This window comes from Litoribacillus peritrichatus, from assembly GCF_039537985.1.
GTDB lineage: Bacteria > Pseudomonadota > Gammaproteobacteria > Pseudomonadales > Litoribrevibacteraceae > Litoribacillus > Litoribacillus peritrichatus.
The window spans coordinates 1,739,135-1,756,491 of the sequence record NZ_BAABBN010000004.1; the positions used below are offsets into that span (position 1 = coordinate 1,739,135).

The following is a 17,357-nucleotide window of genomic DNA, read 5'->3' on the forward strand; positions in this document are numbered from 1 at the left end:
AGTCACGTCTTAGTGTCAGATGAAGTCAAAGTAGAGGTAGAGGATTTAGTGCCGTTTTACGTCTCTAAATCCGAGCCTTTATTAAATAGCCTGGAAGAACACGATATTCGAATAGAATACCAATGCCGTTCAGGCTATTGCGGCGCATGTCGAGTCACCCTGCTGGAAGGTCGGGTGGATTACGACGAGCCACCCTTGGCGTTTATCAAAGAAAATGAAATTCTTACCTGCTGCTGCAAAGCAATCACCGACCTGAAAATAATGAGACCGCTGTGATTTTCAAACGCATCAGACAATTCGCTTATGGCTTTTAACGTATTCAATCGCTTCTTTCACAGCATTTTCTACGTCATCAAATAGCTGGGTTCGCTCTTCGGGCGACAGATAAAACACAAAGTCCACCGCATACCGAATGTATCGAGGCGATAGCTGATTCAACGCCACACAGGCAATATCCACCATTGTATCCAGATCCACATCACGCCCTAGCTTCTCATAGATTTTTTCTTCCACCATGGTTTCTACATAATTCTGTATCTGATCGGTTAAACTCATAACCACTCCTTTCTTGCCTTAGAGCCAAAGGGTCTACACTTACCACTCTTAAGGCCACGTTAATGAATCAAACGATCATTTTCCGGACAGATAGAAACGATCATTATTCATACAAGCCAAGTACATTATTTGTTCAATATTGAACAAGTTTAGCAAATGACTTGAAAAAGCCAGTCATTACTTATAAAACTTCGAGTATTACTTTCCTAATTGGTTGATTCACATGTCTGAAGTTCTGTTATCCTCATACAACATTCGTTACTCAGTTGAGCTTGCCGAGCCCAATGCCCATCGGTTTCACGTTCACCTTGAAATCGATCACCCGGAAACAGAACAAATCATCCGTTTGCCTAACTGGATTCCTGGCAGCTATTTAGTTCGTGATTTCGTGAAAAACATCGTTGAGTTAGAGGCCTACTCGATCGAGTCAGGCATGAAATTACTGACCACCAAACTAGACAAGTCCAGCTGGAAGATCATCACCCATGGGAAACCGGTTCGCATCAGCTACATCGTCTACGCTTGGGACTTATCCGTTCGCAGTGCCCATTTCGATCAAACGCACGCGTATTTCAATGGCACCAGTTTATTTCTTGAAGTCCTGGAGCACGAAAAAGAACCTTGTTTATTAACGATTGAAAAGCCGACCTCCGAGCCTTACGACACTTGGCAAGTCGCTACGTCTTTACGACCTGTCGATCACCCTCGATATGAGTTCGGCCACTACCACGCCGAAAATTACGACGACCTGATCGACCATCCGGTAGAAATTTCAGACTTCACCCTGGCCTCGTTTGAAGCCTGCGGAGTGCAACACGACGTGGTTTTGGTCGGTAAGCATTACGCTGACACGGACAAACTTTGTCAGGACCTGAAACAAATCTGTGAATACCAGATCAACTTCTTTGAAACCCCGCCGCCAGTGGATTACTACCTGTTTATGACACTGGTTGTTGAGCAGGGTTACGGCGGCCTAGAACACAGAGCATCAACCAGCTTAATTTCAGAGCGCTCCGATCTGCCCGCTAAAAATGCAACGGAAATCACAGAGGGTTACCGAACCTATTTAAGCCTGTGTTGCCACGAATATTTCCACACTTGGAATGTAAAGCGCATCAAACCCGCTAAGTTTTTACCTTATGACCTGACGCAGGAAGTGCACACTGAGCTTATGTGGTTGTTTGAAGGGGTAACGTCTTACTTTGACAATTTATTACTGGCCAGAAGCGGCGTCATAACCGAAGAAAGTTATCTGGAACTGCTTGGCCAGGACATCACCCGAGTTCATCGCCAAAATGGCCGTTTTCGACAAACCGTGGCGGAATCCAGCTTCGATACCTGGACCCGGTTCTACCAACAAGACGAAGGCGCCCCCAACCACATTGTAAGTTACTACGCAAAGGGCGCTTTAATCGCACTCGGGCTCGACCTGCTGATCTTAAAAGAAAGCCAACAGCAAGCGCGACTGGATGATGTCATGCGCCATCTCTGGAAACGTTACCTTGCCACAGGTTTTGGCGTTTCAGAAACCGAAATGCCAGGGCTAATAAAACAAGTCACAGGAGTCGACGTCAGTGAGTACCTTCAACAAGCCCTGCATACTACAGACGACCTTCCCCTCAAAGACATACTGGCAGATCATGGCGTGGAACTGATCTGGTACCCAGCAGCCAGCCTCACGGACACAGGAGGTAAAAAACCTTCGACCGAATCCACCCACAGCTTAGGGGTAAGGGCCAAAGCCCACCCTATGGGTGCAGAGCTGGTGCATGTACTCGATAATATGCCAGGGCAGATCGCCGGATTATCAACAGGAGACGTAATCCTGGCAATCGACCAATTAAAGCTTGGCAAACAAGACATGGATAAAGTAATCTCCAACTTCTCCGTGGGAGATGAGATTGAATGTCATTTCTTCAGGCGCGATCAGCTAATGGTAACCACCATAAAGCTTACGGAAAGCACATTGTCCAGTTGCTACCTCACCATTTCGGATACAAACAAATGCCGGGAGTGGATTAAACGTTGAAGTAAGCTAGACTGAGACAAACACGACTAACAATCATTTATCCAATCATAATCAAAGGGATACGATCGACTATGCAGCAGTGGTTTAGCAAACGATCTCTGCGGGGAAAATTCCTGCTGATCACTATTCCTCCGATGCTATTGATTACAAGTTTGTTTGTCTTGGTATTTGCTCTAACCACCGTATCCGAATCCAAAAGATTACTTAAAGACGAAGCAGACCGCTTCTTAACCCGTTCAACCCAACTGCTAGAAAGGCCCTTGTGGTATCTTGAATCGAGCAGCGTCAAAGCCATTCTGGACACCATCAGCCGGGAAGAACGGGTCATATGCATTCGGCTGGAATCCGTTCTGGGGCCCAATGAATTCGACTTTAACAATGAATGCCAAACGGACCATGAAGATGTTTACGAAGGCAAGCGATCCATTGTTCATGAAGCCGACCTCGAATCCGATACCTTAGGCGAGCTTGAAATCCACTTTGACCTATCCCCGGATCAAGAGGAATTAAACTCCAACATATTGACTCAACTCATGTTGCTCTGCCTGCTTTCCGGTACGCTGATCATCATGATTTTCATCGGTTTTGGTGTCACCATCATTAAACCAATCCGGCGCGTAATGGACACCATTGAAGTCTTTGAAAAAACAGGTCAACGTGAATACTTTAACTGGAAGACAGAAGATGAATTGGGGCACTTTATTCAAGCATACAACTCCATTCAACGCCTTCAGGAGAAATTCGAGAAAAACCTGCAAGACCAACTGAGCTTTCAGCGAACGCTATTAAACGGCATCCCGAGCCCTATCGTGTACATCGACAGACAACATAACATCGTAGACTGCAACCCCTCTTTCAGTGACCTGGTTCATATTGAAAAACTGCAAGTATTGAATCAGCCGCTTAGCGACATCATCAAAGACCTGCACCTTCACAGCGAGCTGAAAGAAACACAACACAGAGAAGAGCTTACCGTTGACTCACATTTAGGCCAAAACTCGGGAACCATCGGAATGACCTTAATGTATTCCACCGCCCCCCTATTTGACTCTCAGGGCAACCCACAAGGTCACGTTATTGTTTTACAGGACATCAGCGAACGTAAACGCAGCGAAGCTAAAATCCAAGAAGCCCGGGAACGCGCAGAAAAAGCGCTATCAGATCTGGAGCTGGCGCAGGACACCTTGGTTCAAACAGAGAAACTGGCCTCCCTTGGCCGGCTTGTTGCTGGTGTTGCTCACGAAATCAACACCCCGATTGGCAGCAGCGTTACCGTATCCAGTGCCCTGCTTGATCGGGCGAAGCACTTCCGTGCAGAATTCGAAAGTGGCCAACTTAAGAAATCATCACTGATCGTTTTTATCGAAGGCGTCGAAGAAGCCGCTTCGCTACTGAACTCAAGCCTTACCAGTGCAGTGCATCTGGTACAGAACTTCAAACAGGTTGCTGCCGACCAAACCAGTTCACAACGACGAACTTTTGACCTGAAAACAGTGCTTGAAGAAGTAATTTCAACCTTAGTTCCACGGCTGAAACATACCCGCCACTCCATCAACATAGATATTGCAACGGGCATATCACTGGACAGTTACCCAGGACCTTTAGGTCAGGTCATTACCAATTTTTTCACGAACGCAGTAAATCATGCCTTTACCGATGACAATGCTGGAACTATGCTAATTAATGCTCAATCTCTATCGGATGATATGGTGGAGATTATTTTTGAAGACAACGGCAAAGGCATACCCGAAGAACTTCACAAGAAAGTTTTTGATCCATTCTTTACGACTAAGATGGGCGAAGGGGGAACCGGACTAGGTTTAAACTTGGTTCACAATATTACTGTGCAGATTCTCGGTGGTACACTTACCTTGGAAAGCAATGCAAGTCACGGAACCAAATTTATTGTGAGAATACCAAAAGTTGCTCCCGTATCGGATGAGACGCAAGGATAAAATAACTATATGACTCAGCAATCGCCGCATGACGAGCTAATAATTTTTGAGGATGACCACCACGATGAGACGCCAGATAATGACGCTCAACCGTGGAAAATGCTCGTGGTCGATGACGAACAACAAATGCACAAAGCAACCTCCTTTGCTTTGCAAGGCTTCACATTCGAAGATAAGCCTCTTGATATTATTTCCGCATTTTCTGGCGCAGAAGCCAGAGAAATATTAAGCAAAGATAACGACATTGCCTGCATCCTGCTGGATGTTGTGATGGAAACAGAGAATGCAGGGCTGGATTTAGTCGGCTATATTCGCGACGAACTGCAAAACAACTCTGTCCGTATTATTTTAAGAACAGGTCAGCCCGGTTATGCCCCGGAGCTCGAAGTCATCAGTAAATATGACATCAATGACTACAAAGCCAAAAGTGAACTGACCCGAACCAAGTTAATCACTGCGCTAACCTCCGCTCTTCGATCTTATGAGCAAATAAAAGCGATGGAAGCCGGTCAGGCAGGCTTAGAGTATATCGTTACGTCTTCCAGGGAACTGTTCCAGGAGCGTTCGATCGAGAAGTTAGCAAAAGACATCATTCAACCGTTTTCCCGTTTGGCTCACGTAGCACCGGAAGACGTTTTGGTTTGCGGTGCTCACAAGTCGAGCAAAACCGGTCAGGCAGTGGTGCTTGCATCAGGTGAAAATATCGCAGCCGGCAAAGACACACTGCTAGATGATCTCGATACTAAATACCAGGAAGTCATAACAGAAGCCCTGACCAACAAGCAGAGTAACTTCGACGGCTCTGCCCTGTGTTTGTATGCAGATACGCCTTCCGGTCACAAGCTGGCCATCGCAAGTACCACTCAGGTACCACTTAACTTCGTCAGTAAAAAACTACTGGCCGTTTACGGCGTTCAAATTGCGGCTTCACTAGAAAACACCTACCTATTCGAACACATTAACGACATTGCTTATCAGGACAACCTCACGTCGCTGAAAAATCGCAACGGCTTCCTGGAAACCGTTCAGAACATGCTTGATAGCAGCAATGAAAAGCACATTTTGCTGTTAATCGACGTAGATAACTTCCAGGCTGTAAACGATGGCCTGGGCCATGACATTGGCAACGAAGTGTTAAAGAAAGTCGCGCAAACCCTGCAATCCAACTTCAGTCAATGCCTCATTGGGCGCGCCAGTGGTGATACCTTCTGTGTCTACTTGCCTGCTGACTCCATCGAAGAACAAGAAGCAGCCATTGAAAAACTGTACCAAGGATTCGCGAACACCATAAACATCGGTGACAATGAGCTTCCCATCTCTGTTTCTGTCGGGGTAGCTAGCACAGAAGAGTGTGAGAATAACTCCAACAACTTATTCAAAAATGCAGGCATCGCTCTCAAATACGCCAAGAGCAACACCAAAGGAAAACACCAGTTCTTTGACTCGGCCATGGACGAACAACTGAAACTTCGTCTAAACGTCATCAAAGAATTGAAAGGCGCTATTGAAAACGATGAAATGGTGCTCTTCTACCAACCCCAGTTTTGCCTCAAAACCAACCAATACATTGGCGTTGAAGCACTGATACGCTGGTTTAAGCCCGACGGCACCATTATTTCACCAATGGACTTCATTCCCGCCGCAGAAGACTCAGGACAAATTGTCCACATTGGCGAATGGGTTCTGAGAACTGCCTGCGCTCAACAAGTGGCATGGATCAAGCAAGGTTTACCCCCATTAAGAATGGCCGTGAACATTTCCATGCGACAGTTTAAAGATCCTAATTTCATTGATTACGTATACGAAACGGTGAAATCAACTGGCATAGACCCCAAACACCTGGAGCTTGAAGTCACCGAATCCATGGTCAGTGAAGATGCCATGGTATTCATCGACCAACTGTCCATGCTTCGCATGGATGGCATTACCGTCGCCATAGACGACTTCGGTACCGGCTACTCGTCGCTCAGTTATTTACAGCGTCTGCCTGTCGACCGGGTAAAAATTGACCGTTCGTTCATACGACGCGTAGAAAGCAATGCCGGCGATAAAACCATTGTGTCTTTGATCGTTAAAATGGGTCATGAACTTAACCTACAGGTGATTGCGGAAGGCGTTGAAGATCAGGAACAAACTGAAGTCTTGCTGGAGCTGGGCTGTGACGAAGTTCAAGGTTTTTATTACGCGAAACCGATGCATCCGGACGACGTAAAAAGCCTGCTACTTAGTAAAAGTTAATCATACCTATTAGTTTTTCCAATGCTTTGTACCGGGCTCAGTCCTTGCTGAACCCGGTACTTTCGTATAGCATACCGCGATTATTTTAGACCTATGGGTACAGTCATTTCCCCTTAAATATTCAAGGGTTATTGTACCCCACAAAATCTAACGCTAGGATTCCTATGTCAGTTACAAACCCTGCTGCCAATAAAGCCCTACCAGATGTGGCTCTAACCAGCCGCTCAAGTCATAACACAACTCTGGATTGGGTTGGCATGAGCGGAATCGCTCTGCCACTGGTCATCAAGGATGTTAACGAACCCGAACAACGCATTGACGCTAAAGTTCAGACTTACGTTAACCTGAACAACCCTCAGGTTAAAGGCATACATATGTCTCGCCTTTATTTACTGCTTATGAAATACGCAGAAAACGAGACAGTGACGGCAGCAGGATTACGTGAGTTTCTATCTCACTTACTGGACAGCCATCATGACATCAGTGATCGCACTACCCTGAATTTAGATTTTGATTATTTAATCAAAAAGTCCGCGCTAAAAAGCCAGTTTGCAGGATGGAAAGATTACCCTGTTAATATCAATGGCTTTCTGGAAAACGAAAAAGTGGTATTGGAGCTTTCAGTAAAAGTCCCTTACTCCTCCACTTGCCCTTGTTCCGCAGCACTGGCCAGACAACTGATTCAAGAGCAATTCACTCAGGACTTCGAAGGTCGTAAAGACATCGACGTAAACGAAGTAGAAGCTTGGTTACGCTCTGAAAAAGGAACCTTCGCAACACCTCACAGCCAACGCAGTACCGCTCACGTGGTTGTGCGTTTGGATGAATCCGCTCAGGACTTCCCTATTTCAGAATTGATCGACATCATCGAAGATGCTCTTCAAACACCAGTTCAGACCGCAGTGAAGCGTGAAGACGAACAAGAGTTTGCCCGCCTGAATGGACATAATCTGATGTTCTGTGAAGACGCAGCACGCCGGGTAAAAAATGCCTTAAATCAAAATTCAGAGTATCTGGATTTCTGGCTGCGTATCGAACACTTTGAAAGCCTTCACGCACATGATGCCGTAAGCATCACAACAAAAGGCATTGAAGGCGGTTTCCAGCCTCATTTGCATCGCTAGTATCAAAACAGAATGCAAAGCCGTTTTAATAACAGCTTTGCATTATTCGCTGAAAGCCCCCCGTTTTATCCATTTTTTAAAAAGTGCATTATGAGCAAACTGGACTGGAAACAACTGGAAAAAGAACCTGCTGGCAGTCAACATGATACGACTTCGGCGCTTGAAAGCCTTCGTTACAATGAAGATGGGCTTATTCCTGCGATCGCTCAACAGCATGGCACAGGTGAAGTACTGATGATGGCCTGGATGAACAAACTGTCCATTGAGGAAACGTTAAAAACCGGTCGTGTTTGTTATTGGTCCCGCTCTCGTCAAACTTATTGGCGAAAAGGTGAAAGTTCTGGCCACCAACAGCACTTGATTTCTATGGCGACCGACTGCGACGGCGATACTTTGCTGCTTCAGGTCGATCAAAAAGGCCCTGCTTGTCACACCAACCGCCGAAACTGCTTTTACAATGAAATCACTAATGAACAATTAATCGTATCTGTCAATCCGATTAAATAACTAGATTTCTAAAGAACCCTTGTTAAACTCTTACAAGGGTTAAGCCATATCTCAATACTTTTTCACTCGCTACTCATACCACTAAAATAAGCTACACTTCCCATCATCACTGGTCTCATCGCAGATTTACTTACACCTATTTCTTCTAAATTACCATTAACCCATTCATTTCATTAACAAAACTTAACACAAAACCTTACTAAGTTTGGTAAATTAACATTTAAGAATCAAAGGGTATAAAAGTGCAGCATAATTTCAACACCAAGGACATGTTGTTGGGTTGTTTGTCTGTGGTATGCGATATCTTGCATCGACCTCACTCGCCTAACGCACTTACAGCAGGTTTGCCTTTAGTTGATAATCAACTGACGCCTAGCTTATTTATCCGTGCGTGTGAAAGAATTGGCTTCAATGCTTCTCTCGTTGAGCGTTCTCTTACCGAAATTCCCAGAGATGTCTTACCTTGTGTCCTGCTGCTAGACGACCATAAAGCCTTGGTGTTAACCGGCGTTGAAGATGACCCGGATACCTTCATGGTGATTGATCCTTCCGAAGAAGATCACCAAAACCATAAAGCCATACCGTTACAAGAATTAGAAGCGCAATACACAGGCCAATGTCTCTATTTACGTAATCAGTTTTCAATATCCGATAGCACTGACACGCTTGGCACCCAAGACAAACAAAAAGAACCGGCCAAAAACTGGATTCTCAAGACCCTAAAGTATTCCCGTAGCATCTATAGGGATGTCATTCTTGCCAGTATCATGATTAACCTGTTTATTCTGGCAAATCCGCTGTTTGTAATGAACGTATACGACCGGGTTGTCCCCAATAATGCGGTTGAAACGCTCTGGGTACTCGCGATCGGCGTCAGCATCGTTTTCTTTTTTGATTTCCTGATTAAAGTTTTGAGAAGTCATTTCATTGAAGTGGCAGGAAAAAAGCTCGATATCATTCTCTCTGCAAAACTGTTTCAAAAAGCGCTGGGCGTTCACTTTCAGTACGTGCCTAAATCCGTTGGCGGCTATGCTCAGAACATCCGTGAGTTCGACCACGTACGAAGCTTCTTTAGCTCAGTCACCATAACCACGTTGGTGGATTTCCCCTTCGCGATTTTATTCCTGATCGTTATTTTCAGCTTAGGTGGCCCAATTGTTATAGCACCGATCACGGCTGCCCTGCTCATTCTTGCCTATGGCTATTTCGCACAATGGCCGCTGCGCAAAGCCATCGAAAGATCTCAGGTCGCTTACGTTCAGAAAAATGCAAACCTCATTGAGTCCATTCAATCCCTGGAAACCATCCGGGCTTTTAATGCCGAAGGTCAACGCCAGAGTCAATGGGAAGAAAGCGTCGCTTTCTTAAGCCGAAACCAAGTGGAAATCAGGCGCATCTCGAACTCGGTCAGCCAGGTTTCCGGGTTTTTAACCCAACTTGTCAGTGTATCTATCATCATTATTGGGGTTTACTTAATCACCGAGCACGAAATGAGTATGGGCGCCCTGATTGCCTGTGTGATGCTGGGCAGCCGTGCGGTTTCACCCATGGCACAAGCTGCGAACCTGATCGCCCAATTCGAGCAAACCAAACAAGCGGTGGACACACTCAATCAATTATTAAGCCTACCCGATGATCAACTGCCAGACAGCCGTTACATTTATCGCCCAGCCCTAAACGGTGATATTGAATTAAAGAACGTCAGTTTCAACTACCCGGAACAGAACCAGACAACTTTATCCAACCTGAACATCCATATTAAAGCCGGTGAAAGAGTCGCTTTAATTGGCCGTGTCGGCTCAGGGAAATCAACCCTGGGTAAATTGCTCATGGGCTTATTTACTCCCACACAGGGCCAAATTCTGTTTGATGGCTTGGATCAAAAGCAAATCAATCCCGCTGACTGCAGAAATAACATTGGCTACATACCTCAGGACATTCAGGTGTTCAATGGTACATTGAGAGAGAACATCGCACTGAAGGCGCCTTATATCCCAGATCAGGAAGTTCTGAGAGTTTCGGACATATCATTACTTTCTGATTTCGCCAATCATCACTCAGAAGGCTACAGCATGAAGGTTGGTGAACGCGGTGAAGGCTTGTCTGGTGGCCAACGCCAGCAACTGTCCATTGCCAGAGCGTTAGTAAACGATCCTCCGATTATTTTTATGGACGAATGCACCAGCGCCATGGACAACCAGTCGGAACAAGCCATTGTTCAACAGTTTGACAAACACCTGTCAGGCAAAACCCTGTTAGTCAGCACCCACAGAGCCTCACTCCTGAATCTGGTGAACCGCATTATTGTGCTTGAGAAAGGACGTATTATTGCGGACGGGCCAAAAGATCAAGTCATGGATGCCCTGAAACGCGGCTTGTTGCACACTCATCCGAGTAAAGCAAAACAAGAGGCGAATAGTTAATATGGTTCGCTCATCTTTGAAACGTGCAAGAGATATTGATCTGGCTTATATGGCCCCAAACCGGGCGGCAATGGAAGAACAAACGCCGTTTAAATCTAGATTGCTTATTTGGTCGGTATTTGCCTTTTTCTGCCTGTTTATTACATGGGCCTATGTGTCTGAAATTGATGAGATAGCACGTGGAGAGGGTAAAGTCATCCCATCCCAGCAGCTTCAGGTAATTCAAAATCTGGAAGGCGGGATTATTTCCGAGTTACTGGTTACGGAAGGCCAGCTGGTCAACAAAGACGATGTTTTGGTAAAAATTGACGACACCCAGTTCCAGTCATCTTTTAAAGAAACACGCTTACGGTTCCTTGAATTACAGGCCCGGGCTTCCCGCTTAAAAGCCGAATCGCAAGGTCACAGCAGTATAACCATTCCGGAAGAATTAAAAGAAGAAGCCATGCCCTTCATTCTGCAAGAACAAGGGCTGTTCTTAAAACGTAAAAACCAGCTGAAAGCGCAGCAGTCGACCATCAGAAAACAAATTGCACAAACCGACGCCGAACTTAAGCAAATACAAACTGAGCAAAAACAAACCAAACGTTCGCTGAAACTTGCCGAAAAAGAATTCAACATACTGTCTCCGATGATTGAGAGCGGCGCGGTCTCAGAAGTGGAAATCATTCGGGCCGAAAAAGAAGTGGTTAAACTGGAAACTCAAATCAGCTCACTTAATCTGTCGTTACCGGTATTGGCCGCTCAGGTTGAAGAGCTTGAGAGCAAGCTGTCTGAGATTAACCTCAAACATCAGAGTGAGGCCTACGTCGAACTTTCAGAAGTGTCCGCTGAAATCACACGTTTGGTGGAATCCGAAGATGCACTTCAGGACAAAGTCTCCAGAACAGCGGTTCGGTCGCCTGTGAAAGGGACAGTCAAGCAAGTGATGATTAATACTGTAGGCGGCGTGGTTCAACCGGGCATGGACATTCTCAGTATCGTCCCAATTGAAGACTCGCTATTAATTGAGTCAAGGGTCAGCCCAGCCGATATAGCCCGCATATACCCGGGTCAACGAGCCATTGTGAAGTTCACCGCTTACGACTTTGCGATTTACGGCGGTTTAGAAGGCTCTGTGGTTCACATCAGTGCAGACTCCCTCACCAACGACAAAGATGAAACCTATTATTTAGTTCGGGTGAAAACAGACCAGAACTATCTAGAAAAGAACCACACCCAATTACCTATTATCCCGGGTATGACCACCAACGTAGACATTTTAACTGGCAAAAAAACAATTATGAATTACCTGTTAAAACCTATCTTTAAAGCAAAAGAGCGAGCGTTGACCGAAAAATGAGTTCGACTCCTTCTCCCCCTATCAATATCCTGGCCATCGTTCACCCAGAGAACGAGCAGCGACTGAAACAGGCGCTCAGGCAAGAATTTAATCTTCACACGGCAAACAGTGTGGACGAGGCCTCATTTGTGCTTGCTCAACAAATTCCATCCATCGTACTTGTTGAACAAAGCTTAACCTGTGATATAGTGCGCACCGAAATTAGCAAGTACCAACATACACCAATCCTTTTGACCCCCGTTCCCTCCTTTGCGGAAGGCATAACGGCATTACAACAAGGGTTCAAAGGTTACGGTAACTTGTACAGCCACAGAGACAGACTGATCGCAGCGATCAAACTGGTCATGACCGGTGAAACCTGGCTTGGCGTTGCCATTACTGAAGGTATTAAACAATATACGAACAATAAGAAAACTTCTGACAATGCTCACCTGCTCAAATCTCTCACAGAAAGAGAATATGGTGTGACCACAGAAGTAATAACGGGTTCTTCCAATCGGGTTATTGGTGAAAAACTCAATATCTCCGAGCGGACTGTTAAAGCGCATTTGTCAGCTATCTACGAGAAGTTAGGCGTCAGAAACAGAACCGAACTCATTATTAATTACCAAAACGACTTTTAACTTGTTCCGGAAATGAATATGACAAACAAACTAGCAACTTCTCTCACCAGGCATCTCAAACCCATAATAAAATCCATTGGCTGTATCAGTGTAATTTCATTCAGTAGCGTTCTGCATGCTAACAGCCTTGAACAAACCATCCGGGTCGCGGTAACTAACCACCCGGAAGTAAAAGCTCAGATCAAAGAACATGCATCCCGAAGAGACGAAGAGCAAAAAGCATTTTCGCGTTATCTTCCACAAATACTGATTACTGCGGGCATTGGCCCTGAGAACAGCGACAATAACACAACTCGCTCCATCAGCGGCGGCGGCTCAGAAAGCCTTCGCCGAGAAGAAGCTCAGGTATTAGTCACTCAAAACCTGTTCGACGGCTTCAAGATGCAAAACGAACGTGCCCGGGAGCAAGCCCGCATCGACAGTGCGGATTTCGAATTACTGGAAGTGGCAGAAGACGTCGCCATTCGTGCGGTTGAAGCTTACATTCAAGTGGTTGAAGCCAACCTGATTGTAAAAAACAGTAAAAATAACCTTCTGGCTCATCAACGCATTTATGATCAAATCCAAATCAGGGTAAGATCCGGGGCGGACAACAAAGCCAATATCAGCCAGATACGCGCCCGTTTAGCCTTAGCTGGTTCCAATTTGGAAACTTCGCTGAATAACCTGTACGACGCTGAAAGCCAATATTATGAGCTGGTTGGGATCAACCCACCGACCATCACCAACATGCCGTATTTTGGCTACGAATTGCCTGTGGATAAAACTGCCGCCATTCAAAATGCGCTGTCAAATCACCCTTCTGTACTGGCAGGCCGACAAGAGCTCCGCGCCCAGGAATTCAATGTGGATGCAACCAAAGGCGATTACTACCCGACCTTTTTTCTTGAGTCTGGCGCATCCTGGAATCAGAACCTGGACGGCACCGAAGGCAATAACCACGATGCCTACATCATGTTAAAAATGGAATACGATCTGTTCCAGGGCGGCTTTACCGAAGCCAGTGAGCGCCAGGCTATGAGCCAGTTCGAAAAAGCCCGATATCAGCTCGACCGGGAAATGCGGGAAGTACGTAAAAATGCAGAAGTTGCCTGGAACGCCTATCGTTCATCAGAAAACCGTACAGGTTTCCTGAAAGATTACGTAGCATCCACCAAAGAGACACAAAAAGCCTACGAACAACAGTTCCGAATTGGCCAACGTAGCTTATTGGATGTACTAGACTCAGAAAATGAACTTTTAAGAGCTGAAAACCAATTAGTTCAGGCCCAGCGTGAGTTCACCTTGGCTCAGTATCAGGTTTTAAGAACGCAAGGTAACTTGCTGTCATCGCTCGATGTCCAAACACCTGAAACTGAAAAACTGCCTGAGTACACACCACCAGACAGACCATTTCTGAATTCAGAAGTGAATTACTAATCTGAAGCTAACATACTAAAAGGAACTCCGATGCCATACATTGAGCGAAGTGATTGCGGTAAAATTGTTGCATTACACTCTGAGTCTCACCATGATGGCGCGGAGTACCTCCCCTCAACACACCATGAAGTGATTGCCTTCTTAGACGCAGACTGCGACCAAAGCGAAGCCAGACAAGCCCTGAAAGACTCCGATGCAGAACTTGCCCGAGTCGCTGAAGACTTAATTCAGGTATTGGTTCAAAAGCAAGTCATCCTCTTCACAGACCTACCGGATGCCGTTCAGGAGAAGCTCGTCGCACGTCAAAAACTGCGATCTTTACTTTCTACAGAAGATACCTCTATTCTCAGCGATGACGACATGATTTAGTCTTCAGACCATCTTAGAAAAATACAAAAAAGGGAGCTTCGCGAGAAGCTCCCTTTTTTAGTGATTAAAATTAACTATATGGTGATTTAACTCGTAATAGAGCCAAATCACCAAAGTGGATTCTTACGAATCCACATCCAGATTGCCATCACTGATTAACTTGGTAATGATTGCACTATCATCACCATAAGTCGTCAGATCCACACCTTGCAAGGTAATCTTCTGAGTAACAGACCCTTTATCAGGACTCACCTCAACCACAGTATCATTGCCTTCCTTAGTGAAGTGCAGGAACTGATCGAGCGAGTTATTCTCTTCATCGATTAATAAATCGGACAAGTTAAGAACATCACCGCCAGAGCCGACCTGGAAATCGGTAATCACATCCGATGCAACAGAGCCGACAGTGCCCTCGTCTCCAGACATCCAAGTGAACGTATCTGAACCATCACCACCGGACATATAATCGTTGCCCGAGTTACCAATAATGGTATCGTTCCCTGCTTGGCCAAAGATGTCATCGTCAACCAAAAGCCCAACCAATTCATTCGATGAATCATCACCGATCAATTGAGTGGCATCGGTTTCACTGCTCCGTAGATATCCGTCATCCAACGTCTCATAGGTTGCACCATTATCATCCGTGATTTCTGCCAAGAAACGATAACCGCCACCCTGATCCCAATAAATGATCTCAATATCATGGGCACCTGCATCCGTAATATCAAAATACACATGATTCTGCTCCGGATCATATAAAGGGTTGTTCGGATCGCCCTGAGGACTATCAGGGTTTCTTAATTGTGCCCCCTGATTACCGTTGTATTCTGCCACTGACTGACCATCAATTAAGATTTGATAACCATCATCAGCGGTAACCTGAATACCGTAAGTACCCTCAGTTAGATAAATTTTACCTTCCATATGTAACAAAGCATGCTCGTTATTACCAGGGTCGCGAGACAAAGATGAAGCATCGTCTTTCAGGAACTCTTGTAAATGGTTACTTCTGGCAAGATCACCTGAATTAGAATCAGAGCCATAATCCAATGTGGTTGCTGTAAAGGTAGCATCTACAGACTGATTATTAATCACCGTACGCGCTTCACTGATGCTTTCAATGTTGTTATTACCAAATTCAACTCTGTTGAACCCATAATAATTCCCCTGAAGACCTACCTGAGCGCTTCCTGCACTGCTTGCATCCAACAAAGTAACCGGAATGGTTAAGCTAGAATCGGCATTTGAGCCATCGCTATCTGTCGAAGTTGATGTAACCTGCAAATCAAAGGCTCCAGCATTAGCAGGTAAAGTCATGGTTAAGCCATCCAATGAGCTAGTACCAAGATCGATAACCCAATTTGACCCAACCAATGAACCTTCACTGAACTGAGTCCCTTCTGGGAACCCTGAAAGGGTTACCACCAAAGATTCAGAACCATCCAAGTCGACTAACGAAGAAGCAAGATTAAGCTCAACATCAACGGTTTCTATCGGAACATTTATTCCAGAAAGCTCTAGATCAGAAATAATCAACTGAGAGTCATACTGATTATCCCCCACATTCACGACTGCAAAACCTAAAGACAATGGCCCCGTTTCTGTCACCGTGTAGCTGTAAGTTGCGACACCTTGGTCATTGTCGTTCGTGCTTTCCAACACAACGGGCTGGCCATTAATAACCACAATCGCGTAATCATTAAACACAGTTGTATTAAAACCACCGGCTGACTCTGGATCAATGAAATCCCAGTTAAACGTTAATGTATCACCCACCTGCGCATAAAAAGTTTTTTGATAGAACGAACCATCAACGGCTTTCGTAGCGCTTGATGTCTCAGCCAACGAGTCCAATGTGCCTGAACTTAAACCTAGCCCAGACTCAATGTCAGCAGGAGAGGCTTCGTTATTATCGTCTTCACTATTTAACGTGATCGTACCATTCGTTATATCAACAACCCCGTTCTGTTCATTGCCGTTATTTCCAGACAAATCCACCAACTCAACAACTTTACTTGGCCCGTATAGATTTGGTGCGTCTGCATCTGGCGCAACGTTGATCGTCACAGTTGAAGTGTTACTAGATAACCCTTCTTCGTCTTTCGCTGCGAATTCTAATGAAGTGTTTCCAGCCCAATGATCTGTTGGTTTGAAATACACAGTCAGCTGTTCAGAAACTGCCGAATAATCAATACCAACCTGAACCTCCTGAGTCATTGCAGAATCAAGATACAAAGTACCGTTTACAGGTAGTTCATTAAGACTGAAAGATTCAATAGAACCATCACTGTCATTTGCCACCAAAACAATCGAAACCAAATTGTCTTCAATTGAATTAATAACAGCATCATCGGTCGTCGGCGTGTACTGAATTTCTATAGCCTGAGTAGCTGTCGCACCAGTATTACCTAAATTATCCACGATTTGTAACTGATAGCTAAAATCGGCACTTCGTGTATTTGCAGTATCGTCATGAGTCCAAGAAGTACCAGTAACACTACTCACATTAACCCATGTAACTCCACCGTCCGTGCTTATTTGTAGTGTTTCATCAATCAGCAACACATTAGCCAAGCTACCACTTACAGTTAAGTTAGTATCAGTAGTCTTAAAGTCCCCTACAGTGCCCGTGTCATTACTTATTGATTCAATCGTAATCGTATTGGCTCCAACGGTGGTGTCGATCTCGAAGCTGTCGATCGCCTGCGCCGCCGCATTGCCGTCCGCATCCGCGCCGTCGGCCGTGATGCTGTAGGTGCCATCGGTGCTCAGG

At 45.4% G+C, this 17,357-nt stretch carries 13 protein-coding genes; 11 read left to right on the plus strand and 2 right to left on the minus strand.

From position 1 onward, the window contains the following. Positions 1 to 12: 12 nt before the first annotated feature. Positions 13 to 276, plus strand: a complete 264-nt coding sequence (gene yfaE / locus ABD744_RS09110) for a class I ribonucleotide reductase maintenance protein YfaE (protein ID WP_344797667.1) — start codon at positions 13 to 15, stop codon at positions 274 to 276. Between the two features lie 12 nt (positions 277 to 288). Here the strand turns inward: yfaE and ABD744_RS09115 are convergent, their stop codons facing one another. Then, positions 289 to 555 (minus strand): late competence development ComFB family protein, encoded by a 267-nt coding sequence (locus tag ABD744_RS09115; RefSeq protein ID WP_344797669.1) that lies wholly within the window; start codon positions 553 to 555, stop codon positions 289 to 291. Between the two features lie 223 nt (positions 556 to 778). On the opposite strand from ABD744_RS09115, the gene ABD744_RS09120 reads away from it, so the two are divergent. The 10 genes from ABD744_RS09120 to ABD744_RS09165 all read left to right on the plus strand — a co-directional run bounded on the left by ABD744_RS09120 (position 779) and on the right by ABD744_RS09165 (position 14,584). Further along, positions 779 to 2,584, plus strand: coding sequence for a M61 family metallopeptidase (locus ABD744_RS09120; protein ID WP_344797671.1), 1,806 nt, complete (start codon positions 779 to 781; stop codon positions 2,582 to 2,584). 71 nt (positions 2,585 to 2,655) lie between these two features. Then, positions 2,656 to 4,539, plus strand: coding sequence for a sensor histidine kinase (locus ABD744_RS09125; RefSeq protein WP_344797673.1), 1,884 nt, complete (start codon positions 2,656 to 2,658; stop codon positions 4,537 to 4,539). A gap of 9 nt (positions 4,540 to 4,548) precedes the next feature. Then, positions 4,549 to 6,777, plus strand: coding sequence for a bifunctional diguanylate cyclase/phosphodiesterase (locus tag ABD744_RS09130; RefSeq protein ID WP_344797675.1), 2,229 nt, complete (start codon positions 4,549 to 4,551; stop codon positions 6,775 to 6,777). Between the two features lie 164 nt (positions 6,778 to 6,941). After that, positions 6,942 to 7,901 (plus strand): GTP cyclohydrolase FolE2, encoded by a 960-nt coding sequence (gene folE2 / locus ABD744_RS09135; RefSeq protein ID WP_344797677.1) that lies wholly within the window; start codon positions 6,942 to 6,944, stop codon positions 7,899 to 7,901. A gap of 90 nt (positions 7,902 to 7,991) precedes the next feature. Then, positions 7,992 to 8,408, plus strand: a complete 417-nt coding sequence (gene hisI / locus ABD744_RS09140; protein ID WP_344797679.1) for a phosphoribosyl-AMP cyclohydrolase — start codon at positions 7,992 to 7,994, stop codon at positions 8,406 to 8,408. Between the two features lie 242 nt (positions 8,409 to 8,650). Next, positions 8,651 to 10,831, plus strand: a complete 2,181-nt coding sequence (locus ABD744_RS09145) for a type I secretion system permease/ATPase (protein WP_344797681.1) — start codon at positions 8,651 to 8,653, stop codon at positions 10,829 to 10,831. 1 nt (position 10,832) lies between these two features. After that, positions 10,833 to 12,173 (plus strand): HlyD family type I secretion periplasmic adaptor subunit, encoded by a 1,341-nt coding sequence (locus ABD744_RS09150; RefSeq protein ID WP_344797683.1) that lies wholly within the window; start codon positions 10,833 to 10,835, stop codon positions 12,171 to 12,173. Next, a complete protein-coding gene (locus tag ABD744_RS09155; protein ID WP_344797685.1) occupies positions 12,170 to 12,796 on the plus strand; it encodes a response regulator transcription factor in 627 nt (208 codons plus the stop codon). Before ABD744_RS09150 ends, ABD744_RS09155 begins: the two co-directional genes overlap by 4 nt. An 18-nt stretch (positions 12,797 to 12,814) precedes the next feature. Continuing rightward, positions 12,815 to 14,215 carry a TolC family outer membrane protein gene (locus tag ABD744_RS09160; protein WP_344797687.1) on the plus strand — a complete coding sequence of 467 codons (1,401 nt, stop codon included), beginning with the start codon at positions 12,815 to 12,817 and terminating at the stop codon, positions 14,213 to 14,215. A 30-nt stretch (positions 14,216 to 14,245) separates the two neighbouring features. After that, positions 14,246 to 14,584, plus strand: a complete 339-nt coding sequence (locus tag ABD744_RS09165) for a hypothetical protein (protein ID WP_344797689.1) — start codon at positions 14,246 to 14,248, stop codon at positions 14,582 to 14,584. A 123-nt stretch (positions 14,585 to 14,707) separates the two neighbouring features. Here ABD744_RS09165 and ABD744_RS09170 read toward each other — a convergent pair. Next, positions 14,708 to 17,357: type I secretion C-terminal target domain-containing protein (locus tag ABD744_RS09170; protein WP_344797691.1), on the minus strand; the 2,650-nt coding region annotated here is incomplete at its 5' end.